We start from the raw sequence: 24,477 nt of genomic DNA on the forward strand, positions 1-24,477 counted from the left end.
CTTTCATGGCTGCGCCAAAGAGCTCGCGCCTGCAGGCTGTTTACCTTCCGATGAGTGTCAATTGCGCATGCCCATTGCCTCTGACACAATCGCGAATAGTTATCGTTAGTTAATGCATGTATTCGGTGATGCCCTTGTCGTCAGTCCAAACCCCCCACAGTGAACTGGTTGGAGCGCTTTACCGCGACCATCGCGGTTGGCTGCTGGCGTGGTTGCGACGCAATGTGGCCTGCCCGCAACGGGCGGAAGACTTGAGCCAGGACACTTTCGTGCGCCTGCTGGGCCGTGAAGACCTCAAGGCCCCCCGCGAACCCCGGGCTTTTCTGGCCGCCATTGCCAAAGGCCTGCTGTTTGACCATTTTCGCCGCGCTGCCCTGGAACAGGCCTACCTCAACGAGCTGATGCTGATCCCCGATGCCGAGCAACCCTCGCCCGAAGAGCAGCAACTGATCCTCGAAGACCTCAAAGCCATCGACCGCCTGCTGGCCAAACTCTCGAGCAAATCCCGGGCGGCCTACCTCTATAGCCGTATCGACGGCCTGACCCACGCTGAAATTGCCCAACGCCTCGGCGTATCGGTGCCCCGCGTGCGCCAGTATCTGGCCCAGGGCATCCGCCAGTGCTACATCGCCCTGTATGGCGAGCCGGCATGAGCCCGGTCAGCTCCAAACCGGTATCGGCACCCGTGCTGGATGCTGCCATTGCCTGGCAACTGTGCCTGGACTGCGGCAATGGCAGCGCCTTGGAGCAAGCCGAATTCAACAAGTGGTACAGCGCCAGCGAAGAGCACGCGCGGGCCTGGATGCAACTGGGCATGCTCGATCACCGCTTCAGCAGCACCAGTGTCCCGGCGCGTAACGCCTTGCTCAAGGCCCGCAGCGGCGTACAGCAACAGGTGCGCAAAATCGGCGGCGGCCTGGCCAGTATTGCGTTGGTGTGCGGGCTGACCTTGTTCGCCAGCAAAGACTACCTGCCGGTTGATTACTGGATGGCCGATCACCGCACCGCCACCGGCGAGCAACGCCAGTTACGCCTGGCCGATGGCACCCTGCTGAACCTCAACACCCACAGCGCAGTCGATGTGCGCTTTGATGGCACGACGCGACGCATCGTCCTGCAAGAAGGCGAAATCATGGTCGAGACCGGCCATGGCGACCCCCGGCCTTTTGTCGTGCAAACCCGTGATGGCAGCTTGCGAGCATTGGGCACGCGGTTTCTGGTCCGGCGCGAAGACGACGGCACCCGCCTCAGCGTGCTGCAGTCGCGGGTTGCAGCGCATCCCGAAAACAGCGTCGACGAAATCATCTACACCGAAGGTCAGCAAGTGCTGATGCACCGCGATTACCTGGGCCAGATGCTCGCCGTAAACCCCGGGGCAGACGCCTGGACCCGCGGCATGCTGGTGCTCGACAACGTACGCCTGGCCGACATGGTGCACGAACTCAAGCGCTATCGACGCGGCCACCTGGGCGTCGACCCCGACGTCGCCGACCTGCGCATCAGCGGCAGCTTCGCGCTGAACAACGTCGAGCTGGCCCTCAATGCCCTGCTGCCCGCCTTGCCGGTGAAGATTGAACAGCACACCCCGTGGTGGGTCACCATCAGCGCCAGGCCGGCAAAAAACTAAATCTAAATTATTTTCAATCAGCCCTATCACTTTTCGGATCTCGTTCGGCAGATAGTCATTGAGAAACATTTCCATTCAGGAACCCGCCGAATGTCCCGCTCCCTCGACACCTTTTTGCGCCCTGGCCTGTTAGCCGTAGCCATCGCCCTCAGCATCCCGCTGACCAGCACCTGCGTCATCGCCGCCGAACAGGCCCCGACTGCGCGCAGCTACAACCTGCCCGCCGGACCGCTGGCCGCCACCCTGAACCAGATCGCCAGCCAGTCGGGTATCACCCTGGCCATCGATCCGGCCCTGGTTGCAGGTAAAACGTCAGCCCCGGTCCAGGGTTCGTTCGAGGCCAGCACTGCATTGCGCGAGGCGTTGCGCGACAGTGGCCTGCAACTGGTGCCGGGAAGCGCCGGCAGCTTCAGCCTGATCGCCATTCCTGAAGGGGTGGTGGCGCTGGAAGCCACCACCATCAGCGGCCAGAGCAGCTATGAAAGCCCGTGGGGCCCGGTGGACGGCTACCTCGCCCAACGTACCGCCGCCGGCACCAAGACCGACACGTCCCTGCTCGAAGCCCCGCGCTCGATCTCCGTCGCCACCCGCAGCCAGATGCAGGACCGGGCGGTGCAGAACCTGGATGATGCGGTGCGTTACATGCCGGGCGTAACGGCCAGCAGCTATGGCAGCGACAGCCGTGCAGAATGGCTGAAGGTGCGAGGTTTCGAGCCAACCCAGTTCCTCGATGGCCTGCCATTGCCCAAGGGCACCTATGCCATGCCCAAGCTTGAAACCTGGGACCTGGAACGCGTGGCCCTGCTCCGCGGCCCGGCGTCATCGGTCTACGGCCAGACACCTGCCGGCGGCCTGCTGGATATGGTCAGCCGGCGCCCGGAAGACAGCGCCAGCCACGAAGTACAGATGCAGATCGGCAGCTATCAGCGCAAGCAGATCAGCTTCGACAGCACCGGCCCGATTGATGATGAAGGACGTTTTCTGTACCGCGTCAGCGGCGTGGTGCGTGACAGCAACACCGCCATCGACCACAACGAAGACAAGCGCTACAACATTGCACCGAGCCTGACCTGGAACATTGACGAAGACACCAAGCTGACCTTCCTCAGCCAGTTCAACCGTGATGACACCGGGATCACCAGCCAGTTCTTGCCGCTGCAAGGCACCAAGGTGTCCACGCCTGCGGGCAAAGTGAAGTATCACGAAAACCTCGGTGATCCGAAGTGGGAGTTCTACGACAAGACCTACTACGCACTGGGCTATGCGTTTGAGCACCGCCTGAACGACGTGTGGCAGTTCCGTCAAAATCTGCGCTACACCAAAAGCGATCTGGCCTTCCAGGGCATCACGGCGGGCGGTTACTACGGCTCGGTGGCAGACGATGGCACGGTTGAGCGCGGGGCCAACGTGGTGGATGAAGACATCAGCCAGTTCGCCGTGGACAACAATTTCCAGGCCGACTTCGACACCGGCGCAATCAAGCACACCGTGTTGATCGGTCTCGACCATCAGCGCGTCAATACCAACTACAAATGGGATTACGGCGCCGCGCCTGCCAGCAACATCATCAACCCGATCTACGGGCAGGATTTCAGCAACGTCAAATACACCACCTACAACGACTACAACCAGAAAACCCGCGACACCGGTCTTTACCTGCAAGACCAGATGGCTCTGGACAACTGGCGCTTGACCCTTGGCGGACGTCAGGACTGGTTGCACACCGACACCACGTTCTACAACGAGAAAAATGCCCGCGACACACGTGACGACAGCGCCTTTACCGGTAATGCCGCACTGAGCTATGTATTCGATTCCGGCTTCACGCCTTATGTCTCGTACGCCGAATCCTTCCAGGCCGAACCGGGCGGTTTTGCCGGAAAATCATTCAAGCCCGGCACCGGCAAGCAGTACGAACTGGGCCTCAAGTACCAGCCACCGGGCAGCGACATGCTGTTTACCGCCGCAGTCTATGACCTGACCCGCAAGAACATTGTGCTGAGCGATACGCTGGGCGTCAGCCGTCCGCTGGGTGAAGCCAACGTGCGTGGCCTGGAACTGGAAGCGGTGGGCAACGTTAACGAGAACCTGAAGTTGACGGCAGCCTATACCTACGCCAACACCAAAATGACCAAGGTGTCCGACCCGCTGGACAAGAACCGTCCACTGCCGCTGACCCCCGAGCATCAGGCTTCTATCTGGGCTGACTACACCTGGCACAAAGGCGCGCTGGAAGGCTTCGGCGTAGGCTTTGGTGCCCGCTACATCGGCGAGACCGACAACATCGCCATTGGCAGCATGGCCTATGTACCGGACGCTTCCTACGGTCATACAGATGCCTATACCGTCTACGATGCGGCGGTGCATTACGACCTTGGCAAGATGAACAAATCACTGCAGGGCGCCACGGTTTCGGTTAACGCCAACAACGTGTTCGACAAGCAATACCTGTCGACCTGCGATGGTTTCTACTGCTACTACGGCGACCGCCGCAACATCATGGCCAGCGTCAACTACAAGTGGTAACCCGCTAAACGCAACACCAATACCCACCTGCAGGAGCGCGCTTGCCTCGCGATGAAATCATCCCCCGACCGAGGGCCGGCATCGCGAGACAAGTTCGCTCCTGCAGGGGAGTTTTTGCATTTGGGAATGTCATGAAAAGCAAAACCATCCGCCGCTGGTCCTTCATTCACACCTGGACCAGCCTGATTTGCACCGCGTTTTTGCTGATGCTGGCGCTGACCGGCCTGCCGTTGATTTTTCACCATGAAATCGACCATCTGCTGGGCGACGCCCCGCAGGTCAAGGAATTGCCCGCCGGTACTCCAACCCTCGATCTGCAACAACTGGTGCTCGCCGCGCAGGCCCACCGGCCGGGCGAGGTCATGCAGTATTTCGGCTGGGACGACGATGAACCCAACGCCGTCCTGACCATCATGGCCCCCACCGCAGGGACCGAACCCAATTCGTCCCATACCTTCATGCTCGATGCACGCACCGGCGAGGCGATTGATGTGCCCTCCGCCAACGGCGGCATCATGATGGTCATGCTGCGCCTGCACGTGGACATGTTTGCCGGCCTGCCCGGCAAACTGCTGCTGGCATTCATGGGCATCCTGTTCGTACTGGCGATCATCTCCGGCACCGTTTTGTACTTGCCGTTCATGCGCCGCCATGACTTCGCCACCGTGCGCACCGACAAGTCCCGGCGCCTGCGCTGGCTCGACCTGCACAACCTGATTGGCGTCGTGACCCTGACCTGGGCACTGGTGGTGGGCGTGACCGGGGTGATCAGCGCCAGCGCCGACCTGATCATCGCTGCCTGGCGTGCTGAAACCCTCAGCGCCATGATCGAACCCTACCGCGACGCCCCGCCATTGACTCACCTGGCACCTGCCAGTGATCTGTTGCACATCGCCGCCAGGGCAGCACCCGACATGCAGCCGGACTTTATCGCCTTCCCCGGCACCCGGTTCTCCAGCGAACACCATTACTCGGTGTTCATGAAAGGCAGTACTCATCTGACCTCACACCTGCTGACTCCGGTCCTGATCGACGCCAGCAACCTTGAAGTCACCGCCGTGGCCGGACGGCCCTGGTACATGGATGCCATGGGCATGTCGCAGCCGCTGCACTTTGGCGACTACGGCGGCATGCCGATGAAAATCCTGTGGGCGGCACTCGACCTGCTGACCATCGTGGTCCTGGGCAGTGGCCTGTACCTGTGGTGGGTACGTCGTCGCGCGGCACAGGAGAGCACCCGATGAAACCGCGTCAGTCGAGTTTCTGGAAGGTGTTTTCCATTCCGCTGGCGATAGCCCTGGTGGGCGCCACCGGGTTGTTCTGCGCACTGCTGGACGATGGCGCCTGGGATTCGCTGAGCTGGATAGGGCTGGGCATACCGGCGTGGATCAGCCTGCGAGGCTTGCTCAAGCGTTGACCCTACCCCGCAGGGTAGGGCCAGGTCGCATCAGCAATCAGGCTTGTCTGCCGTATAACGACGGGCCGGGTTAACCGCGGCACCGAACTCGCGCAACGCCTTGGCACCGATCAGCAGCGGGTAGTTGAAGCTGCTGCGGTCGGTGAGGTTGACCTCAACCGTGCGTTTGACATTGCCCAGGCACATTTCCAGATCAACCACCGGGCGCTTGGCGCTTTCGCTCGCGTCCTTGTCTTCGTCTTCATCGGCGCGGCTTTTGATTTTGCTGATGCGTGCCACTTTGTGTTCATACACCTTGCTGCTCGCACCTTCGGTGGCCAGCTGGAAGCGTACCCAGTCGTCACCATCGCGGGTAAAGGTCTGGATGTTTTTGGCCGACAGCGACGCGGTCAGGGCACCGGTGTCCATCTTGGCTTTCAGGGTTTCACCGATTTCCGGCAACTTGATGTATTCGTAGCGCCCGTACAGGGTCGGCTCGGCGGCCATCACCGGCAATGCCAATACAGAGAGCAAGGCTAGAACAGACTTCATAAAGACAGTTTCCTTCGGTTTGACGCTGCCTGCAGGGGCGAGTCTGGCTCGCGATGCTGGCAACTCGTTTAATTCATTTGCCGTGGTGATGCTATTGCGAGCAAGCCCGCTTCTACAGTGTCGGTTGAACGATAGCGGCTGGCGCGTGAAACATTTGTCGATACGCCGATTTGGCGTTCGGCGAGGCTCTGCTTATCATTGCCTGTCATTAAACGTTCAAGAGTTACTTATGCGCCGCCTGCTCACCGGCTGTCTGGTCACACTGCTACTGCTGTGCAACACCCTCATCCTGTTTGGCCCCTTGATGCTGTTTGCCCTGCTCAAACTCATCTCGCCGGGTCGCCTGCGCGATTACAATTCGTGGGCCGTGATGTGGATCGCCGAGACCTGGTCTGAAATCGACAAACGCATTTTCGCCCTGTGCCTGCCCACCCAATGGGACATTCGCGGCGCTGAAGGCCTGAGCCGCGATACCTCGTACCTGGTGATCAGCAATCATCAATCCTGGGTGGATATCCCGGCGCTGATGCAGGGCCTTAACCGGCGTACGCCGTTCTTCAAGTTCTTCCTCAAAAAACAACTGATCTGGGTGCCCTTTCTGGGCCTGGCCTGGTGGGCGCTCGACTACCCGTTCATGAAGCGTTACTCCAAAGCCTTCCTCGCCAGACACCCGGAACTCAAAGGTGAAGACCTGAAAATCACCCGGGCAGCCTGCGAGCTTTTCAAGCGCCAGCCGGTGACCGTGGTCAATTACCTTGAAGGCACGCGTTTCACCCCGGCCAAGCGCGCCCGGCAACAATCGCCCTACACCTACCTGCTCAAACCCAAGGCGGGCGGCGTGGCGTTTGTACTGGCCGCCCTGGGCGAACAGCTGGATGCCGTGCTCGACGTGACCGTGGTTTATCCACAGGCAAAAATTCCGGGCTTTTGGGCATTGATCAGCGGGCAAGTGCCCAAGGTGATTGTCGACATTCAGATCCACCAACTGGACCCGGCGTTATGTCAGGGGGATTACGAGAATGATCCGCTGTTTCGTCAGCAGATCCAGAGCTGGGTCAACCAGCTCTGGATCAAGAAAGATCAGCGCATCAGCACCTTGCGTGCCGAGCGCGATTGATCTTAAACGCCCCAGGCGCTACCCAGTTTGCTCAGCAGCGAAGTGCTGACGTTCTGGCCTTTGAAGTAGTCCAGCAGGACCGGAGCAAACTTGGCGACCATTCCGTCCTGCATGCCCAGCGCAGAGAACGCAGCATCAAGCTGGCTGGTATTGGCCACGTTGCTCACAGCGCTGGTCGCGGTTTCGGACACGCCATTGGTCTTGCCCAGCAAACCGCCCAGTTGGCTCAGTTGACCCAGGGCACCGGCGCCAGCCAGTTTGTTAACACCCGGCACTTGCTTGGTCAGCTCGGAATAGTCACTTGAGGTCAGCTGGTTTTTCGCCAGGCTCAACATCGCGCCAACACCGCCAGCCGCCTGCTCGGGTTTTACCCCAAGTTCGTTGACCTTGCTCAGCAACTGTACCGCTTGTGCCGACTTGTCAGTGGTCGCGCCGTTACCGTTGGCGCCCTGCATTTGAGCCGCGACGCCAGCCACATCGCTCAAGCTGAAACCCGCAAACACCGGGCTTGCGGCCACGGTCATAAATGTTGCCAGTGCCACTGCGCTCAACTTTTTCATCGCATCAACCTCTATATCCAAAGAGCCGCGCGTCAATTAACGCGACGGCAAAACTGTGTGTAAGACCCGAAAAACCGGCAGATGTTCCCAAATGCCACTACGGGATCAAACGGCACGCAATCTTAATTGAAAAATTGTTTGCCCGCGCTGCATCCGCTTTGCCTTCGCCTGCGTATATCAAGCACGGACAGACCTTGTTGACCGCCTGCCAACCGACAAGGGCACAGACCATGAAATGCAACTCGATCAGAACCCCGTTGATTGCCAGCCTTCTGAGGCTGATTGTTGCCGCCAGCAACTGTCGACAAAGTGCTGATGCCTGAATAGTGCATGCCTGCCCGGCCGGTGGGCACCCACGGTAAGCGGCCGGTCAATGGGAACCCCGCCATGAATGGAATAACTCTATATGCTCATCTAATCTCAACCGACAACTGGCATGGAGCCATCCCCAGTCATGTAGGGAGAACCGGTATTTTAACTGCCAACACCGAGAACCTGAGACAGCTGCTGGCCCAATGCTCGTTGGGCAATCGACGCGCTTTCGAAACCCTTTACCGCAGCGTTGCTCCCAGCTTGCACAGCGTAGCCCTGCGTTGCATGGGCCGACGCGACCTTGCTGAAGAAGTGGTGCAGGAAAGCTTTGTGCGTATCTGGCACAACGCCTCACGCTATGAAGCTCATTTGTCGGCGCCATTGACCTGGATGATCAACATCACCCGCAACCTGGCCATCGACCAACTGCGCAAACACCGGGAGTTGCCGTTAAGCGATCTGCAACAGAACGCCGTGGCCGATGACACCCCGGGCGCCGATGAGCAACTGGACAGCGCCCGCTCCTCCCGTGCCCTCAATCATTGCCTTGAGCAACTGGACGGCATGCAGCGCCAGACCATTACCATTGCCTACTTCCATGGCTTCAGTGCCAGCGAACTGGCCACGCAACTTGCAGCGCCTCTGGGCACAGTCAAATCCTCGATTCGCCGGGGCATGGAACGTCTGCGCAGGTGCCTCGAATCATGAACTATCAAACTGCCGAGCGGCGCCGGGCTCTGGCTGGCGACTATGCCATTGGCCTGATGCCGCCCACTGCCCGCAAACGTTTTGAACAACTGCTGCTGGACGACCCGCATTTGCGCGCCGAACTGGCGCAGTGGGACACCCATCTCGCCAGCCTGGCCGACCCCCTGTCTGCGCAGCCCGTACCCGAGCACGTATGGCAGGCCATCGTCTCGCGCATCGAACCACAAAAACTGCATGTGCCGGCCAGGCGTCCGTTCTGGACCTGGCTACGCACGGGGGCTGTGATCTGCTCTTTGCTGATTGCCGTCACCGTGGGCCTGCTCTACACCCGCGACAACGTCCAGTACAAGGCCACCTTGCTCAGCGGTACCGAGCAACCGGGCTTGCGGATCGAAGCTCACACCGACTATCTGCAGGTTCAACCGCTGCAACTGGCAGCCCTCGATGCCGGGCGCAGTCTGGAGTTGTGGGCGATTCCGGTGGATGGCAAGCCTGTATCACTGGGCCTGATCCCCACGGGCGGGGACGGTATGATCGGTCTGAGCAAAGGCCAGCAACAATTGCTTGGCCCCCATGTTGTGCTGGCCGTGAGTCTTGAACCCAAGGGCGGCTCAACCACCGGTCAGCCGAGCGGGCCAGTGTTGTACCAGGGCCCGTTGGCTGCGTTGTAAGCATCACTGGCGCAGCGGTTCGCTGCGCCAGTGTGTGCAGGGATCAGACCCCGCTGAACAGTTTGTGCGGATCGATCACAAATTTCTTCGGTACCCCCGCATCAAACTCGCCATAGCCACGCGGAGCATCATCCAGACTGATCACTTCAACGCCGACGATGTCGGCGATTTTGATCCGGTCCCACATGATGGCCTGCATCAGTTGGCGGTTGTACTTCATCACCGGAGTCTGGCCGGTATGGAAACTGTGGGACTTGGCCCAGCCCAGACCAAAGCGAATGCTCAGGCTGCCCATTTTCGCAGCCGCATCCACAGCACCCGGATCTTCGGTCACGTACAGGCCAGGGATACCGATTTTGCCCGCTACCCGCACCACCCCCATCAGAGAGTTGAGTACCGTGGCCGGGGCTTCGTGCTTGACCCCGTCATGCCCGTGGCCACGGGCCTCAAAGCCCACCGCATCGACCGCGCAATCCACTTCGGGCTCGCCCAGCAGCTCGGCAATCTGTTCGTGCAGCGGAGTGTCTTTGGACAAATCGGCAATTTCAAAACCCTGGGCCTTGGCGTGCGCCAGACGAATCGGATTGACGTCGCCGACAATCACCACGGCCGCGCCCAACAGTCGCGCCGAAGCCGCCGCTGCCAGACCGACCGGGCCTGCACCGGCGATGTACACCGTGCTGCCAGGGCCGACACCGGCGGTCACGGCACCGTGGTAGCCAGTGGGCAGAATGTCGGAAAGGCAGGTCAGGTCACGGATCTTCTCCATCGCCGCGTCGCGGTCCGGCAACTTGAGCAGGTTGAAATCGGCATAGGGCACCAGCACATATTCGGCCTGACCGCCGACCCAGTCGCCCATGTCCACGTAACCATAAGCGCCGCCGGGACGGGCCGGGTTGACGGTCAGGCACACCCCGGTATTTTGTTCCTTGCAGCTGCGGCAACGGCCGCACGCCACGTTGAAGGGCACCGATACCAGGTCGCCAACTTTCAAATGCTCCACGTCGCGTCCGGCCTCAATCACCTCCCCGGTAATCTCATGCCCCAGCACCAGCCCGGTTTGCGCCGTGGTGCGTCCGCGCACCATGTGCTGGTCGGAACCGCAGATATTGGTCGATACCACTCGCAGGATCACGCCGTGATTGATTTGTTTGCCCTGCGGGTTCTGCATCTTCGGGAAAGGGATGCTTTGCACTTCCACCTGGCCATTGCCCAGGTACACCACACCGCGATTGTCAGCCATCGAGTTCACCCTTGTTGTTATTTGAGGGCAGTTGCACGCGGCAAGCTAAAAGCCGCAAGCAGTCTGCTGTGACTTGCAGCTTGCAGCTTAGAACGGGCTGCTGCGGTTACAGCACCACCGTACGACCTCCATTTAGGAAAACGCGCCGCTCGATGTGATACCCCACGCCCCGGGCCAGGGTTTGCGCCTCGATGTCGCGGCCCTTGGCGATCAGGTCTTCGGGGTAATGGCTGTGATCCACCACCTCGACCCCCTGGGCGATGATCGGGCCTTCATCCAGGTCGTTGTTGATGTAGTGCGCAGTGGCGCCCACCAGCTTGACCCCCTTCTCGTAAGCCTGGTGATAGGGCTTGGCGCCTTTGAAACCGGGCAGCAGCGAGTGATGGATATTGATCGCCTTGCCGTCCAGTTTGCGACACAGCTCAGGCGACAGCACTTGCATGTAGCGGGCGAGAATCACCAGCTCGGCGCCGGTGTCTTCGATCACTTGCCAGACCTTCGCCTCCTGCGCCGGTTTGTCGGCGGGGTTGAGGGCGAAGTGGTGGTAAGGAATGCCATGCCATTGGGCCAGCGGCTCAAGGTCCGGGTGATTGGACACCACGGCCACCACATCCATCGACAACTGGCCGATGCGCTGGCGGTAGAGCAAGTCGTTAAGGCAGTGGTCGGCTTTGGACACCATGATCAGCACTTTGGGCCGGTAGTGAGGCGGGGTCAGCTCGAACCTCATGCCAAAGGCTTCGCCGCGTTCGGCCAGGCCGGCGCGGAATTCGTGCTCGTCGAAGCCATCGGGCTGGCGGAACTCGACACGAATGAAAAACCGTCCGCAACGCTGGTCATCGAACGAATGGTGCTCGGTGACATAGCAGCGGTGCTCAAACAGATAACGCGTCACCGCATCCACCGTACCCAACAGGCTGGGGCAGTCAGCGGTGAGAATCCAGGTATCCGGGGCGCGGCTCATGGGGGGGTTCCTTGTAATTGTGTGGAATGGCGTAACCCTTGTGGGAGCTGGCAAGCCAGCTCCCGCAATCAGTTATGTGATCGCGCGTTGCTCAGGCCTCGACACTCAGCCCGTATTGCGCCGCTGCGTCCTGCAACCATAACCACCAATAGTCCGAAAAGCTGCGCCGGATCAGCAGTTCCCAGGTGTCTTCGCCGGTATGGCGGATGACCAGCTGCGATTTGGCGAACACCGTACCCACGGCCTTGCCCACCGGGAAGTTGTCGGGGTGCACGTCATAGCTGGTGGACTTCATCAGCACTTCACGCACGTTGGGCCCGCTCAGCTCCAGCAGTTGCTGGCCGCCACTGACATTGACCACCGAAATATGCAGCCCCGCCAGCGCTGCGCGCAGGGCTTGTTCCACAGCGAATTCCTGGCCACCGGGCACAATCAGCAGCCACTCGTCCGGGCCCATCCATTGCAGCGATGTCTGATCCTTGGCCACCAGGCTCAAGGCCACCGGCAATTCCAGGCCCAGGGCCTTGTGCACACCTTCGGCAAAGGCCGGGTCTTTGGCGTCGCCACGCAGGGTCAGATGCCCCAGAAGTTTTTTCTCGCGCACGATGACGCCGGGATTTTTACGGCCTTTGCCAATCAGCCCGGCGAGGTTGGCGTGGTGTAACGATGACTCGGCTTTCGCGCCCGAGTCAGGGCGTTGTTGGTACACGTTGGCTGTGGTCATGAATCACCCGTTCGCAATGTTATGTAGGATCGACCGCTATCGCTGGCAAGCCAGCTCCCACACTTGCACTGCAACCCATGTGGGAGCTGGCTTGCCAGCGATGGTCTTGATTCAAATATTCTGCCGTTCGCCCTTGGGGTCGAAGAACACCGAAGACACGATTTCAGCCTCGATCACGCTGCCGTCCGCCAACGGTGCGAACACCCGCTCGCCCATGCGCTTGAGGCCGCCTTTGACCACGCCCATGGCAAACGAGTAACCCAGCGAGCCGCAGGTGTAGCTGGAGGTCACATGACCGACCATGCTCATCGGGATCGCCTGCTTGGTGTCGAACACCAGCTGTGCGCCTTCAGGCAGCCATTTGGTCGGGTCCACCGGCTTGAGGCCCACCAGTTGTTTGCGCTGATCACGCACACAGTCTTCACGGTTCATCCCGCGCCAGCCGATCCATGAAAATGCCTTGGTGCGGCCCACACACCAGCCCATGTTCAGGTCGTCAGGGGTCATGGAACCGTCGGTGTCCTGACCGACGATGATGAAACCCTTCTCGGCCCGCAGCACGTGCATGGTCTCGGTGCCATACGGGGTGAGGTTGTACTGCTTGCCCGCCTCGACAATTTTTTCCAGCACGCCCATGGCGTAGTCAGCCTGGATGTTGACTTCATACGACAGCTCGCCGGTGAACGAGATACGGAACACCCGCGCCGGTACGCCGCCCACCAGACCTTCCTTCCAGGTCATGAACGGGAAAGCTTCACGGTCCAGGTCGATGTCGGTCACTTCGCTCAGCAGCTTGCGGCTGTTGGGGCCGGACAGGGTCAGGGTCGCGTAATGGTCGGTGACCGAGGTGAAGTACACCTTCAGCTCCGGCCACTCGGTCTGTTGATAGATCTCCAGCCATTGCAGTACCCGGGCCGCACCGCCGGTGGTGGTGGTCATCACAAAATGGTTGTCGGCCAGGCAGGCGGTCACGCCATCGTCGAACACCATGCCGTCTTCTTTGCACATCAGGCCGTAGCGGGCCTTGCCCACATCGAGCTTGGTCCAGGCGTTGGTGTAGATGCGGTTGAGGAACTCCCGGGCATCCGGGCCCTGAATGTCGATTTTGCCGAGGGTGGAAGCATCCAGAATGCCGACGCTGTCACGCACCGCCTGGCACTCGCGCTTGACGGCCGCGTGCAGATCTTCGCCATTGCGCGGGAAGTACCACGGGCGCTTCCACTGGCCGACGTCTTCAAATTCGGCACCTTGCTTGACGTGCCAGCTCTGCAGCGCGGTGTAGCGCACCGGCTCGAAGATGTGCCCGCAATGGCGGCCCGCCACCGCGCCGAATGTGACCGGCGTGTAGTTGGGGCGGAACATGGTGGTGCCCATTTGCGGGATGGTCACGTTCAGCGAACGCGCCGCAATGGCCAGCCCGTTGACGTTGCCCAGCTTGCCCTGGTCAGTGCCAAAACCCAGGGCGGTGTAGCGTTTGACGTGTTCCACCGACTCGAAGCCTTCACGGGTGGCCAGTTCAATGGCCGCTGCAGTGACGTCGTTTTGCAGGTCGACGAATTGCTTCGGCGCCCGTGCAGTGGCTTTTTCGTGGGGCACCTGAAACAGCGCCAGGGTGGCTTCTTCATGATGGTTCAGGGCTTTGGGCAACACGCCCTCAACCGGTTTGAAACCAGCTTCACTGGCCGCCCGCACGCCTCCTTCAAAGCCATCGGCCAGGCTGTCGCCGAGCTTGTAGACGCCATTGATGCCGCCCACGCAGACGCGTTTCTGCGGCGCTTCGCCGGGAACAAAGCCGAGAATGTCTTCACGCCAGGTCGGCTTGCCACCCAGGTGCGAGGCCAGGTGCACCACCGGGCTGTAGCCGCCGGAGGTCGCAACCAGATCACACTCCAGCCATTCGCCAGGGCTGGCGACGCTGTGCTGTTTAAGGTCAATCGCCGCCACACGGGCACCGGTTACATGTTTGCTGCCGCGGGTTTCGATCACCGCGCTGCCGGTCAGAATCCGGATGCCCTTGGCCCGTGCCTCTTCGACCAGTGCACCGCGGGGATTGCTGCGGGCATCGGCAATGGCCACCACTTGCTGACTGGCGTCGAGCCAGTCCAGCGCCACGCGGTAGGCATGGTCGTTGTTGGTGCTCAGCACCAGTTTTTTGCCCGGAGCCACGCCGTAGCGGCGCACATAGGTCGACACCGCACCCGCAAGCATATTGCCCGGCACGTCGTTGTTGCCATACACCAGCGGCCGCTCGCAGGCGCCGGTGGCCAGCACCACGCGTTTGGCCCGTACCCGATGGATGCGCTGACGCACCTGGCCGATGGGTGCGCGGTCGCCAAGGTGGTCGGTAAGGCGCTCGTGAATGGTCAGGAAATTGTGGTCGTGATAGCCGTTCACCGTGGCCCGTGGCAGCAGCAACACGTCCGGCAGCGCCTTGAGGGCCGCAATCACCCCGGCTACCCACTCCATCGCCGGTTTGCCGTCCAGGCTTTCGCGGCTGTCCAGCAGGCTGCCGCCGAACTCTTCCTGTTCATCGGCCACTATCACCCGTGCGCCGCTGCGCGCTGCTGCCAGGGCGGCGGCCAGTCCGGCCGGGCCGGCACCGACGATCAGCACATCGCAATGGTGGTTCATGTAGTCGTAGGTATCGGGGTCGTTCTGGGTTGGCGAACGCCCCAGCCCCGCCGCCTTGCGGATGTATTTCTCGTAAGTCATCCAGAACGACTGCGGGTACATGAAGGTTTTGTAGTAAAAGCCGGGCGGCATCAGCTTGCCGCCAACCTTGCCCAAAATCCCCATCACGTCATTGTTGACGTTGGGCCAGCCGTTGGTGCTGGTGGCCACCAGCCCTTGATACAGCGCCTGTTGTGTGGCGCGCACGTTGGGGATCTGGGTGGCTTCGGTGGCGCCGATTTGCAGCACCGCATTGGGCTCTTCGGCACCGGCGGCAAAAATGCCCCGCGGCCGGGAATATTTAAAGCTGCGACCGATCACGTCGACGCCGTTGGCCAGCAAGGCAGCGGCCAGACTGTCGCCTTCGTAGCCTTTGTACTGTTGCCCGTTAAAGGTGAAGGTCAGCACTTTGTTGCGATCGACGCGGCCGCCGTTAGGCAAGCGGTGGGTCTGGCTCATACCTTTTCTCCCAGCTCGCGAGTGGCCGTGGTGGTCAGTGGTGCAGCCTGTTCGGTGAACTGCGGCTTGCTGCCGATCAGGTAGGTTTCAAGAATTTCATAGGTCAGGGTATTGCGGGTCGCGTTGAAAAACTGGCGACAGCCGGCCACGTGGTTCCACAACTCGTGGTGCAGGCCACGGGGGTTGTCGCGAAAGAACATGTAGTCGCCCCACTCGGCATCGGTGCAGGTGCCAGGGTCGAGCGGACGCGGAATGTGGGCCTGGCCACTGGCGTGAAATTCCTCTTCGGAACGCAGCTCGCCGCAATGGGGACAGAAGATGTGCAACATGGGTGATTCTCCTGTTAGTGGGCGACAGCGGCAGCGCCGTGTTCGTCGATCAGGGCGCCGTTGTGGAACCGGTCAATGGAAAACGGGGCAGCCAGCGGGTGCATTTCGCCTTTGGCCAGGCTGGCGGCAAACACGTTGCCCGAGCCCGGTGTAGCCTTGAACCCGCCCGTGCCCCAACCGCAGTTGAAGAACAGGTTCGGCACCGGGGTCTTGGAGATGATCGGGCAGGCGTCCGGCGTGGTATCGACGATGCCGCCCCACTGGCGGTTCATGCGCACCCGGGACAACACCGGGAACATCTCGACGATGGCCTGAATGGTGTGTTCGATCACCGGGTACGAGCCGCGCTGGCCATAGCCGTTGTAGCCGTCGATACCGGCACCGATCACCAGGTCGCCCTTGTCGGACTGGCTGATATAGCCGTGCACGGCGTTGGACATGATCACGCTGTCGATAATCGGCTTGATCGGCTCCGACACCAGTGCCTGCAGCGGGTGCGATTCAATCGGCAGACGGAAGCCGGCCTGGCGTGCCATGTGCCCGGAATTACCGGCCGTGACCACGCCTACGCGCTTGGCACCGATAAAACCTTTACTGGTTTCGACGCCGATGCACACCCCGTTTTCCTTGCGAAAGCCCAGTACTTCGGTTTGCTGGATCAAGTCCACCCCCAGCGCATCGGCGGCCCGGGCAAAGCCCCAGGCCACGGCGTCATGCCGGGCCACGCCGCCACGTCGTTGCACGGTGGCGCCCATCACCGGGTAGCGGGTGTTTTTTGAACAGTCCAGATACGGAATTTCGTCTGCCACCTGTTTCGCATTCAGCAACTCGCCGTCCACCCCGTTGAGGCGGTTGGCGCTAACCCGGCGCTCGGAATCGCGGATGTCTTGCAGGGTATGGCACAGGTTGTATACCCCGCGCTGGGAGAACATGACGTTGTAGTTCAGATCCTGGGACAGGCCTTCCCACAGCTTCATCGCGTGCTCGTAGAGATGCGCCGACTCGTCCCACAAATAGTTGGAACGCACGATGGTGGTGTTGCGCGCCGTGTTGCCACCCCCCAGCCAGCCCTTTTCCACCACCGCTACATTGGTAATGCCGTGCTCCTTGGCCAGATAGTAAGCAGTGGCCAGGCCGTGGCCGCCACCGCCGACAATGATCACGTCGTAAACCTTTTTCGGGGTCGGCGTGCGCCACATCTTCTGCCAGTTTTCGTGGTGGCTGAGGGAGTGTTTGAAGAGGCCGAAGCCTGAATACCGTTGCATAGGGATTACTCCAAAACCGCGCTCAGCGATAAACCGGGAAGTCTTTGCACAGTGCCGTTACCTGGCGCGCCACATCAGCCTCGATATCGGCATCGCCGAGGTGATCGAGGATGTCGCAGATCCAGCCGGCCAGCTCCGTACATTGCGCCACTTTGAAACCGCGGGTGGTGACCGCCGGGGTACCGATGCGCAGGCCCGAAGTCACGAAGGGGGATTGCGGATCGTTGGGCACGGCGTTTTTGTTGACCGTGATATGGGCCCGGCCCAGGGCTGCATCGGCGTCTTTGCCGGTCAGGCCCTGACGGATCAGGCTGAGCAGAAACAGGTGATTGTCGGTGCCGCCCGAAACCACGTCGTAACCGCGCTTCACAAACACCTCGGCCATCGCCCGGGCGTTGTCGATCACCTGTTGTTGATAGGCTTTGAAGCCGGGTTCCAGGGCTTCCTTGAAACACACGGCCTTGGCGGCGATCACGTGCATCAACGGCCCGCCCTGGCCGCCGGGGAACACCGCCGAGTTGAATTTTTTCTCCAGCGCTTCGTTGGCCCTGGCCAGAATCAGACCGCCACGTGGCCCGCGCAGGGTTTTGTGGGTGGTGGTGGTCACAACGTCAGCGTACGGCAGCGGGTTCGGGTACAGGCCCGCCGCCACCAGGCCGGCCACGTGGGCCATGTCGACAAACAGGTAAGCCCCTACCTTGTCGGCGATCTGCCGGAAGCGCGGAAAATCGAGAAATTTGGAGTAAGCCGAGAACCCGGCAATGATCATCTTCGGCTGGTGCTCGACGGCCAGACGCTCGACTTCGTCGTAGTCGATCAGGCCCGTGGCGGTGTCGATGCCGTATTGCACGGCGTTGTACAACTTGCCGGAAAAACTCACGCTGGCGCCGTGGGTCAAATGACCGCCGTGGGCCAGGCTCATGCCCAGCACGGTGTCCCCGGCATTGAGCAACGCCAGATACACCGCTGCGTTGGCCTGGCTGCCGGAGTGCGGTTGCACGTTGGCGTAATCGGCACCGAACAGTTGTTTGGCACGGTCGATGGCCAGCTGCTCGACTTTATCCACATGCTCGCAGCCGCCGTAATAACGCTTGCCGGGGTAGCCTTCGGCGTACTTGTTGGTCAGGCCGCTGCCCTGGGCTTGCATCACGCGCCGACTGGTGTAGTTCTCGGAGGCAATCAGTTCGATGTGATCTTCCTGACGCTGGTCTTCGGCATTCATGGCCGCTAACAAGGCATCGTCGTAGCCCTGAATCTGATCCTGCTTGCTGAACATTGCGTTCTCCCAGCGCCAGCGCGCCTTTGGTCTCGGTTAGGGCTTGCCCTTTGAGCCAGATGGTAGAGCTGGCGCCCCCGGATCAAATGCCTATGGACGCCACACAAAGGTGCGTTTACGACATGGGACAAAAGCGGGTATCACTCATGCCCTGTGGGAGCCGGCTTGCCGGCGATACCTGATCTGCCATCGCCGGCAAGCCGGCTCCCACAAGAAGTCTGTCGAGCATTCTGTGCACCCGCCGGATTCTTGGATAAAGTGCAGCACGATCTTCGACCATGGAACCGGGAAATGACTGACAAGAGCCAACAATTCGCCAGCGACAACTACTCCGGTATCTGTCCCGAAGTCTGGGCCACCATGGAGCTGGCCAACCACGGCCACCAGCGTTCCTATGGTGATGACGAGTGGACGCTGCGCGCCGCCAACGATTTCCGCAAACTGTTTGAAACCGATTGCGAGGTGTACTTCGCCTTCAACGGCACCGCTGCCAACTCATTGGCCCTGTCGTCGTTGTGCCAGAGTTTCCACAGCGTGATCTGCTCCGAGACCGCCCACGTCGAAACCGACGAATGCGGCGCCCCTGAGTTCTTCTCCAACGGTTCCAAGCTGCTGCTCGCCCGTACTGAAAACGGCAAGATCACCCCCGAGTCGATCCGCGAAATCGCCCTCAAGCGCAAAGACATTCACTACCCCAAGCCGCGGGTCGTCACCATCACCCAGGCCACCGAAGTCGGCAGCGTGTATCGCCCGGAAGAAATCCGCGCCATCAGCGCTACCTGCAAGGAGCTGGGCCTGCTGTTGCACATGGACGGCGCCCGCTTCTCCAACGCCTGCGCGTTTCTGGGGTGCACGCCTGCGGAACTGAGCTGGAAGGCCGGGGTTGATGTGCTGTGCTTTGGCGGGACCAAAAACGGCATGGCGGTGGGCGAAGCGATTCTGTTCTTTGATCACGCCCTGGCAGTGGATTTTGACTATCGCTGCAAACAGGCCGGGCAACTGGCGTCGAAAATGCGTTTTCTGTCAGCCCCCTGGGTCGGCTTGCTGGAAAACGACGCCTGGCTCAAACATTCACGCCACGCCAACCACTGCGCACAATTGCTGAGCCAGCTGGTCAGTGACATTCCGGGGGTTGAGCTGATGTTTCCGGTGGAAGCCAACGGCGTGTTCCTGCAACTGTCGGAACCGGCTGTGGCAGCGCTGACAGCCAGGGGCTGGCGCTTTTACACCTTTATCGGCAAGGGCGGCGCACGCTTCATGTGCTCGTGGGACACCGAAGAGGCGCGGGTGCGGGAACTGGCTGCGGATATCCGCGAAGTGATGGGCGCAAATTAATGCAGGGGCGAGCTTGCTCGCGAGCTTCTAACAGCTCACGAACAAGCTCGCGCCCACAGAAGATGATTGTTTTTTGCGAGACTCAGGATTGCCCGAGAGTCCGCTCAATCACTTCGACCGTGGCGCTGACTTGCTCTTGATAACGGTCGATTTCCTGTTTGTGCTGCTGTTTGAGTTCAATCTGTTGTGAACACAGATTCAACGCGGCCAGCACCAGCAACTTGTCCCCGATCAAGCTCGGGTACTTTCTTTTCGTATCGGCCAAGGCAGTGTTCAACATCACCGATGCGGCCACCAGGGTTTGCAGCTCCCCCACAGGCGCCTTGATCGAATAGTCGTTGCCCAGAATCGAGACGACTTTTATTCCGTCTCTGTCTTCGCTCATGCGCTGACAGTGCTCGCACGTTCAACCAGTGCCTGGATGCGTGCAGCGGTTGCACCTTGCTTCTCTTCCTGTTCCATCAGGCTCAGTTGCAGGCTTTCGTTGTCGTCTTTGGCCTGGGCCAGTTCAGCGTTCAGCGCAGCGTTGGTGTCCAACAGCTCCTGCTTTTGTTGAACCAGGTCGCTGACCAGTTGTTCCAGTTTGCTAAGGGATGATTCCATCATGGTGGTGATCTCAAGCTGTTTTCAGAGGGCGCGTACGATAAAGAAAAGTCACCGGCTAAGCTAGCGGCAACCGGCCTTTAAGCCCCCTAAAGACTGTGGTTTCCAATCTTTGTTCCCGTCCTCCCCCAAACACCCACTGTGGGAGCGAGCTGTGGTTTTAAAAAGCTCGCTCCTACAGGTATCAGAATTCAATCCGCACATCGCCCTTGGGTACGCTGCAGCAAGACAAGATGTAGCCTTCTGCCACGTCTTCGTCAGTGATGCCGCCGTTGTGCTCCATCTCGACTTCGCCGCCCAGCTTCAACACCTTGCACGTGCCACAAATGCCCATGCCGCAGGCTTTGGGAATCAACAGCCCCAGCTTGGCTGCCGCAGCGTGTACGGTTTCGGCCGGGCCCACGCGGATACTTTTGCCCGACGCGGTGAACTCCACCTGGTTGAGGTCCGCCAGATCCAGCTCCGGCGCATCTGCCGCCTGTTCGGCCTGCTCCACCGCATCGGCCCGGGCCTCGGGCGGGGTCGCACCAAAAGACTCTTCGTGGTACCGGCTCATGTCAAAACCGTTGGCTTCCAGCAGCCGCTTGACCGCGCTCATGTAAGGCGTGGGGCCGCAACAGAACACTTCGCGCTCCATGAAGTCGGGCGCCATCAGCTCCAGCATCTTGTGATTCAAATAGCCGCGGTAGCCGGCCCAGGGCTCGCCCAGGCCGTGCTTCTCGCAGATCAGGTGCAGGCTGAAGTTGTCGATGCGCGAAGCCATGTGCTCCAGCTCGCGGTGATAAATGATGTCTTTCGGTGAACGGGCGCTGTGGATAAACACCATGTCGACATTGGCGTTGGTGTCGTAAAACCAGCGCGCCATGGACATCACCGGGGTAATGCCGACCCCGCCGCTCAGATACAGCACCTTGGGGCTCGGCGCGTCGATGGCGTTGAACAGCCCGACCGGGCCGTGTACCGCCAGCTCCTGGCCCTCACTCAAGGTGTCGTGCAGCCAGTTGGAGACGCGCCCACCCGGCACGCGCTTGATGGTCACCGAAAAGCTGTACGGCACCGAAGGCGAACTGGAAATGGTGTACGAGCGCATCACCGGATCGCCGTCGATTTCCAGCTCCAGGGTCACGAACTGCCCCGGCTTGAAAAAGAACAGAATCGGCTGGTCAGCCATAAAGCAGAAGGTGCGCACATCCCAGGTTTCCTGAATCACTTTGACGCAGCGCACGATGTGTCGGCCGTTGGCCCAGGTCTGGGTGGTTACCGGATTCAGAAAGCTGTTGGACATGGGCTTCTCCACGGCCGACAACCGGCCTCTTGCTGGCGATTCTGCGCATGCCCCGGGGCGGCCATTTACCTATTCGCGACATTCACATACTTATCGCGACCAGCCCCTTGAAACAGGGGCTGGCGCGTCGGGAACAGATTGGGCCATGTCGCCCGCAGATATGGCATCGGCCCGGCCGGAACGCACACTCAGCGCCACTGATAGCGTTAATTGCTTTGCCTTGCGTCGCACCCCTGAGCAGCTACTTTCGGCCACATAGAATGGCCATGAGGATTACAACGATGGACATCACCGCAACCCTGAGCCTGGGCGATCCACTGGAACCCGCACGCAAGGCCACCGCCGAGATGTTGCAGAGCCGTGAGCGTACTTTTTCGCTGCCGCAGCCGTTTTATAACGACGAGCGCCTGTTCGAAATCGACATGCAGGAGATCTTTCAGAAGGAGTGGCTGATTGCAGGCATGACCTGCGAGATCCCGACCAAGGGTAATTATCTGACGCTGCAAGTGGGCAACAACCCGATCATCGTGATTCGCGGTGCCGAGGGTCAGGTCCATGCATTCCATAACGTATGCCGGCATCGCGGCTCGCGGCTATGCACTTCCGAGAAGGGCAAGGTTGCCAAGCTGGTGTGCCATTACCACCAGTGGACCTATGAGCTCGATGGCCGCCTGCTGTTTGCCGGCACCGAGATGGGCGCCGACTTTGACATGAAGCAATACGGCCTCAAGCCGGTGAATGTGAAAACCGCAGGTGGCTACATCTTTATCAGCCTGGCCGAAAACCCGCCCGCAATCGACGAGTTCCTGGCCACCCTGAACCACTACATGGAACCCTACGACATGGAAAACACCAAGGTGGCGATTCATACCACCCTGGTGGAAAAGGCCAACTGGAAGCTGGTGCTGGAAAACAACCGCGAGTGTTATCACTGCAACGCGTCCCACCCGGAGCTGCTGAAAACCCTGCTGGAATGGGACGACGTCACCGATCCCCGGGCCGATCAGGCCTTCAAGGACCATGTGGCGGCTTCGGCAGCGGCCTGGGATGCGGAAAAAATCCCCTACGCCCACGCCAGCTTCGGCCTGCGCAACCGCATCGTGCGCATGCCGCTGCTCAAGGGCACGGTATCGATGACCCTGGATGGCAAACAGGGCTGCGCAAAACTCATGGGGCGGATTAAAAACCCGGACCTGGGCTCGATGCGCATCCTGCACCTGCCGCACTCGTGGAACCACTGCATGGGCGACCACATCATCGTCTTTACCGTGTGGCCGATCAGCGCCCAGGAAACCATGGTCACCACCAAGTGGCTGGTGCACAAGGATGCAGTAGAAGGCGTGGACTACGACGTGGAGCGCATGCGCAACGTGTGGGACGCCACCAACAACCAGGACCGGCGCCTGGCTGAAGAGAACCAGCGCGGCATCAACTCCGTGGCCTATCAGCCGGGGCCATACTCACAAACCTATGAGTTCGGCGTGGTCAACTTCGTCGACTGGTACAGCGAGCGCCTGTTGAGCAATCTGGGCGCGGAGCCGGCGCCCTACCTCACAGGTGTGCTCGCCCAGTAACCGTCCGACCAAACCTGTAGGAGCGAGCTTGCCTCGCGAGCTGTTGAAATCTCGCGAGGCAAGCTCGCTCCTACTGGCTATTTTTTGACCAGATGGCTACACCCCATACAATCAAAGGCCCGCAGCCCTTCACCAACATCTTATCCACAGTCACACCCACAGCAATTGTGGGGAAGTGGGTAAGTTATCCCGAAAACAGTGATTGGCTATTTTTTGTACAAAACCTTACAGACCACGGGATACGTGGCCTGCAAGCAACCGCAAACACCTTATCCACATATCCGCCAACAGAGATTGTGCGCAACTTATGCACCGCCCCCCATTACTGTGGAAAACCCTTTAAAGTCCCGATTTTTAAAGGGTTTGAGTGTCGAACAGTGGATAACCGGGGCAATTGAGTGTTTTTTGATCAGAAGCCTGTAAGCCTTGATCCGTATAGCGCTTAGCCGACAGCAAACAACTTATCCACATAAGCGCTAACAGACTTTGTGGGCAACTCAGCGCACCACGCCTTCTTCGATCAATAACTTCAAAATCGCCTGTGCCCCCTCTTCGCTGCTCAAGCCTTTGAGTATTTGACCGCTACCACCAGTGGCCTTGGCTGTGGCTGCTTTCATACGGTCGGCGGCACTTTTGGCCCTGATCACTTTGAGACGCTTTGGCCGGGGTCTGGCGGGCTGGAAAGCACCCACTGTGGATAACTCATCAACAATCACCTCAACCACTTCGGCATCCACCACCCCACGGGTAGCCGGGCCATAGGCACTTTGGCGGGCCTTGGGGGCAGCGTTATCCACAGTGGCCATGAACGGCAGGCGCACCTTGAGCCGGCGCCGCTGACCACGGGGCAATCCCTGCAACACCAGCGCGACACCGTTGTGGATAGATTCAACCTGAGCCACCCCCACCACCAGCGGCCAGCCCAGTTGCTCGGCCAGCAGATACGGCAACATGCCCGAGCCTTCGCCGGTTTCCGCCTGGCTGCCCGCGAGTACCACCTGCACCCCGGCTTCGCGGATGTAGTCGCGCAATACCGGCAGCGCATCGGCCCCGTGCGCCTGCTCAAGTACGTGAAGCTCCTCCAGGCCCATGCCCAGATACGCGCGTAGCGCCGGCTCATGGGGGTTGCCCGCATGCAGTACATGCAGGTTATCCCCAGCCAGTTGCAGGCCGAGCTCGACAGCCCGGGCATCCTGTTCAGCGCGGCGGGCCCGGCCGGAAGCCGGGTGGGCGCCGATTGAAACCAGTGCAACGGTGGCAATGGTCATAAGCGAATCTCCA

The 24,477-nt window shown here is 60.3% G+C and carries 23 protein-coding genes; 10 read left to right on the forward strand and 13 right to left on the reverse strand.

Features of this window, described 5'->3' with window-relative positions:
- The first annotated feature begins 128 nt into the window (after positions 1–128).
- From WG29040_RS15765 to WG29040_RS24360, 5 genes are all read left to right on the forward strand, one after another.
- Positions 129–653 (forward strand): RNA polymerase sigma factor, encoded by a 525-nt coding sequence (locus tag WG29040_RS15765; protein ID WP_165439574.1) that lies wholly within the window; start codon positions 129–131, stop codon positions 651–653.
- On the forward strand, positions 650–1,627 hold the full coding sequence (locus WG29040_RS15770) for a FecR domain-containing protein (protein WP_004419488.1): 978 nt from the start codon (positions 650–652) through the stop codon (positions 1,625–1,627). The genes WG29040_RS15765 and WG29040_RS15770 overlap by 4 nt, the downstream gene beginning before the upstream one ends.
- Before the next feature lie 90 nt (positions 1,628–1,717).
- Positions 1,718–4,153 carry a TonB-dependent siderophore receptor gene (locus WG29040_RS15775; protein WP_010656678.1) on the forward strand — a complete coding sequence of 812 codons (2,436 nt, stop codon included), beginning with the start codon at positions 1,718–1,720 and terminating at the stop codon, positions 4,151–4,153.
- Between the two features lie 131 nt (positions 4,154–4,284).
- The gene (locus tag WG29040_RS15780; RefSeq protein WP_004419491.1) at positions 4,285–5,397 is read left to right on the forward strand and encodes a PepSY domain-containing protein; all 1,113 of its coding nucleotides are present in this window, start codon (positions 4,285–4,287) and stop codon (positions 5,395–5,397) included.
- Positions 5,394–5,570 (forward strand): hypothetical protein, encoded by a 177-nt coding sequence (locus tag WG29040_RS24360; RefSeq protein WP_004419493.1) that lies wholly within the window; start codon positions 5,394–5,396, stop codon positions 5,568–5,570. The genes WG29040_RS15780 and WG29040_RS24360 overlap by 4 nt, the downstream gene beginning before the upstream one ends.
- Positions 5,571–5,600: 30 nt before the next feature.
- Here the strand turns inward: WG29040_RS24360 and WG29040_RS15785 are convergent, their stop codons facing one another.
- Positions 5,601–6,101: an ATP-dependent zinc protease gene (locus WG29040_RS15785; protein WP_004419495.1), complete on the reverse strand. Its 501-nt coding sequence runs from the start codon at positions 6,099–6,101 to the stop codon at positions 5,601–5,603.
- Between the two features lie 229 nt (positions 6,102–6,330).
- Here WG29040_RS15785 and WG29040_RS15790 point away from each other — a divergent pair, with 229 nt between their 5' ends.
- A complete protein-coding gene (locus tag WG29040_RS15790) occupies positions 6,331–7,218 on the forward strand; it encodes an acyltransferase (protein WP_004419497.1) in 888 nt (295 codons plus the stop codon).
- 2 nt (positions 7,219–7,220) lie between these two features.
- Here the strand turns inward: WG29040_RS15790 and WG29040_RS15795 are convergent, their stop codons facing one another.
- Positions 7,221–7,778, reverse strand: a complete 558-nt coding sequence (locus WG29040_RS15795) for a DUF2780 domain-containing protein (protein ID WP_004419500.1) — start codon at positions 7,776–7,778, stop codon at positions 7,221–7,223.
- A gap of 387 nt (positions 7,779–8,165) precedes the next feature.
- Here WG29040_RS15795 and WG29040_RS15800 point away from each other — a divergent pair, with 387 nt between their 5' ends.
- Complete coding sequence (locus WG29040_RS15800; protein WP_127196513.1) at positions 8,166–8,798, forward strand: RNA polymerase sigma factor; 633 nt, start codon at positions 8,166–8,168, stop codon at positions 8,796–8,798.
- A complete protein-coding gene (locus WG29040_RS15805; protein WP_127196514.1) occupies positions 8,795–9,469 on the forward strand; it encodes an anti-sigma factor domain-containing protein in 675 nt (224 codons plus the stop codon). The genes WG29040_RS15800 and WG29040_RS15805 overlap by 4 nt, the downstream gene beginning before the upstream one ends.
- A gap of 43 nt (positions 9,470–9,512) precedes the next feature.
- On the opposite strand, the gene fdhA is transcribed toward WG29040_RS15805, so the two are convergent.
- The 7 genes from fdhA to glyA form a co-directional block, all read right to left on the reverse strand.
- Positions 9,513–10,712, reverse strand: coding sequence for a formaldehyde dehydrogenase, glutathione-independent (fdhA, locus tag WG29040_RS15810; protein WP_004419507.1), 1,200 nt, complete (start codon positions 10,710–10,712; stop codon positions 9,513–9,515).
- A 106-nt stretch (positions 10,713–10,818) separates the two neighbouring features.
- A complete protein-coding gene (gene purU / locus WG29040_RS15815; RefSeq protein WP_004419510.1) occupies positions 10,819–11,676 on the reverse strand; it encodes a formyltetrahydrofolate deformylase in 858 nt (285 codons plus the stop codon).
- A 91-nt stretch (positions 11,677–11,767) separates the two neighbouring features.
- Positions 11,768–12,400 carry a sarcosine oxidase subunit gamma gene (locus WG29040_RS15820; protein ID WP_004419513.1) on the reverse strand — a complete coding sequence of 211 codons (633 nt, stop codon included), beginning with the start codon at positions 12,398–12,400 and terminating at the stop codon, positions 11,768–11,770.
- Between the two features lie 111 nt (positions 12,401–12,511).
- On the reverse strand, positions 12,512–15,529 hold the full coding sequence (locus WG29040_RS15825; protein ID WP_004419514.1) for a sarcosine oxidase subunit alpha: 3,018 nt from the start codon (positions 15,527–15,529) through the stop codon (positions 12,512–12,514).
- Entirely contained in the window at positions 15,526–15,858 is a 333-nt protein-coding gene (locus WG29040_RS15830; protein WP_004419517.1) for a sarcosine oxidase subunit delta, read from the reverse strand. Before WG29040_RS15830 ends, WG29040_RS15825 begins: the two co-directional genes overlap by 4 nt.
- A 14-nt stretch (positions 15,859–15,872) precedes the next feature.
- Positions 15,873–17,123 (reverse strand): sarcosine oxidase subunit beta, encoded by a 1,251-nt coding sequence (locus tag WG29040_RS15835; RefSeq protein WP_004419522.1) that lies wholly within the window; start codon positions 17,121–17,123, stop codon positions 15,873–15,875.
- A gap of 22 nt (positions 17,124–17,145) precedes the next feature.
- Complete coding sequence (gene glyA / locus WG29040_RS15840) at positions 17,146–18,399, reverse strand: serine hydroxymethyltransferase (RefSeq protein ID WP_127196515.1); 1,254 nt, start codon at positions 18,397–18,399, stop codon at positions 17,146–17,148.
- Between the two features lie 291 nt (positions 18,400–18,690).
- Here glyA and WG29040_RS15845 point away from each other — a divergent pair, with 291 nt between their 5' ends.
- Positions 18,691–19,734 (forward strand): low specificity L-threonine aldolase, encoded by a 1,044-nt coding sequence (locus WG29040_RS15845; RefSeq protein ID WP_004419528.1) that lies wholly within the window; start codon positions 18,691–18,693, stop codon positions 19,732–19,734.
- An 82-nt stretch (positions 19,735–19,816) separates the two neighbouring features.
- Here WG29040_RS15845 and WG29040_RS15850 read toward each other — a convergent pair whose 3' ends face one another.
- The 3 genes from WG29040_RS15850 to gbcB all read right to left on the reverse strand — a co-directional run bounded on the left by WG29040_RS15850 (position 19,817) and on the right by gbcB (position 21,622).
- Positions 19,817–20,119 (reverse strand): cell division protein ZapA, encoded by a 303-nt coding sequence (locus WG29040_RS15850; protein WP_004419530.1) that lies wholly within the window; start codon positions 20,117–20,119, stop codon positions 19,817–19,819.
- The gene (locus tag WG29040_RS15855; RefSeq protein ID WP_004419533.1) at positions 20,116–20,340 is read right to left on the reverse strand and encodes a hypothetical protein; all 225 of its coding nucleotides are present in this window, start codon (positions 20,338–20,340) and stop codon (positions 20,116–20,118) included. Before WG29040_RS15855 ends, WG29040_RS15850 begins: the two co-directional genes overlap by 4 nt.
- A 181-nt stretch (positions 20,341–20,521) precedes the next feature.
- The gene (gbcB, locus tag WG29040_RS15860) at positions 20,522–21,622 is read right to left on the reverse strand and encodes a glycine-betaine demethylase subunit GbcB (protein ID WP_004419536.1); all 1,101 of its coding nucleotides are present in this window, start codon (positions 21,620–21,622) and stop codon (positions 20,522–20,524) included.
- Positions 21,623–21,903: 281 nt separating this feature from the next.
- Here gbcB and gbcA point away from each other — a divergent pair, with 281 nt between their 5' ends.
- Entirely contained in the window at positions 21,904–23,196 is a 1,293-nt protein-coding gene (gbcA, locus tag WG29040_RS15865) for a glycine-betaine demethylase subunit GbcA (protein WP_127196544.1), read from the forward strand.
- A 497-nt stretch (positions 23,197–23,693) separates the two neighbouring features.
- Here the strand turns inward: gbcA and WG29040_RS15870 are convergent, their stop codons facing one another.
- On the reverse strand, positions 23,694–24,464 hold the full coding sequence (locus tag WG29040_RS15870; RefSeq protein WP_004419540.1) for an electron transfer flavoprotein subunit beta: 771 nt from the start codon (positions 24,462–24,464) through the stop codon (positions 23,694–23,696).
- Between the last annotated feature and the right edge of the window lie 13 nt (positions 24,465–24,477).

Source organism: Pseudomonas sp. PAMC 29040 (genome assembly GCF_003994535.1).
GTDB lineage: Bacteria > Pseudomonadota > Gammaproteobacteria > Pseudomonadales > Pseudomonadaceae > Aquipseudomonas > Aquipseudomonas paraversuta.

Bases quoted from the DNA above. Each gene is read 5' to 3' on its own strand.
- WG29040_RS15785 (WP_004419495.1), bottom strand. From the start codon at position 6,101: ATGAAGTCTGTTCTAGCCTTGCTCTCTGTATTGGCATTGCCGGTGATG.
- purU (WP_004419510.1), bottom strand. From the start codon at position 11,676: ATGAGCCGCGCCCCGGATACCTGGATTCTCACCGCTGACTGCCCCAGC.
- WG29040_RS15800 (WP_127196513.1), top strand. From the start codon at position 8,166: ATGAATGGAATAACTCTATATGCTCATCTAATCTCAACCGACAACTGG.
- WG29040_RS15825 (WP_004419514.1), bottom strand. From the start codon at position 15,529: ATGAGCCAGACCCACCGCTTGCCTAACGGCGGCCGCGTCGATCGCAAC.
- WG29040_RS15775 (WP_010656678.1), top strand. From the start codon at position 1,718: ATGTCCCGCTCCCTCGACACCTTTTTGCGCCCTGGCCTGTTAGCCGTA.
- WG29040_RS15795 (WP_004419500.1), bottom strand. From the start codon at position 7,778: ATGAAAAAGTTGAGCGCAGTGGCACTGGCAACATTTATGACCGTGGCC.
- WG29040_RS15790 (WP_004419497.1), top strand. From the start codon at position 6,331: ATGCGCCGCCTGCTCACCGGCTGTCTGGTCACACTGCTACTGCTGTGC.
- WG29040_RS24360 (WP_004419493.1), top strand. From the start codon at position 5,394: ATGAAACCGCGTCAGTCGAGTTTCTGGAAGGTGTTTTCCATTCCGCTG.
- WG29040_RS15820 (WP_004419513.1), bottom strand. From the start codon at position 12,400: ATGACCACAGCCAACGTGTACCAACAACGCCCTGACTCGGGCGCGAAA.
- WG29040_RS15835 (WP_004419522.1), bottom strand. From the start codon at position 17,123: ATGCAACGGTATTCAGGCTTCGGCCTCTTCAAACACTCCCTCAGCCAC.
- glyA (WP_127196515.1), bottom strand. From the start codon at position 18,399: ATGTTCAGCAAGCAGGATCAGATTCAGGGCTACGACGATGCCTTGTTA.
- WG29040_RS15855 (WP_004419533.1), bottom strand. From the start codon at position 20,340: ATGATGGAATCATCCCTTAGCAAACTGGAACAACTGGTCAGCGACCTG.
- WG29040_RS15780 (WP_004419491.1), top strand. From the start codon at position 4,285: ATGAAAAGCAAAACCATCCGCCGCTGGTCCTTCATTCACACCTGGACC.
- WG29040_RS15805 (WP_127196514.1), top strand. From the start codon at position 8,795: ATGAACTATCAAACTGCCGAGCGGCGCCGGGCTCTGGCTGGCGACTAT.
- WG29040_RS15830 (WP_004419517.1), bottom strand. From the start codon at position 15,858: ATGTTGCACATCTTCTGTCCCCATTGCGGCGAGCTGCGTTCCGAAGAG.
- WG29040_RS15845 (WP_004419528.1), top strand. From the start codon at position 18,691: ATGACTGACAAGAGCCAACAATTCGCCAGCGACAACTACTCCGGTATC.
- gbcA (WP_127196544.1), top strand. From the start codon at position 21,904: ATGGACATCACCGCAACCCTGAGCCTGGGCGATCCACTGGAACCCGCA.
- fdhA (WP_004419507.1), bottom strand. From the start codon at position 10,712: ATGGCTGACAATCGCGGTGTGGTGTACCTGGGCAATGGCCAGGTGGAA.
- gbcB (WP_004419536.1), bottom strand. From the start codon at position 21,622: ATGTCCAACAGCTTTCTGAATCCGGTAACCACCCAGACCTGGGCCAAC.
- WG29040_RS15850 (WP_004419530.1), bottom strand. From the start codon at position 20,119: ATGAGCGAAGACAGAGACGGAATAAAAGTCGTCTCGATTCTGGGCAAC.
- WG29040_RS15765 (WP_165439574.1), top strand. From the start codon at position 129: ATGCCCTTGTCGTCAGTCCAAACCCCCCACAGTGAACTGGTTGGAGCG.
- WG29040_RS15870 (WP_004419540.1), bottom strand. From the start codon at position 24,464: ATGACCATTGCCACCGTTGCACTGGTTTCAATCGGCGCCCACCCGGCT.
- WG29040_RS15770 (WP_004419488.1), top strand. From the start codon at position 650: ATGAGCCCGGTCAGCTCCAAACCGGTATCGGCACCCGTGCTGGATGCT.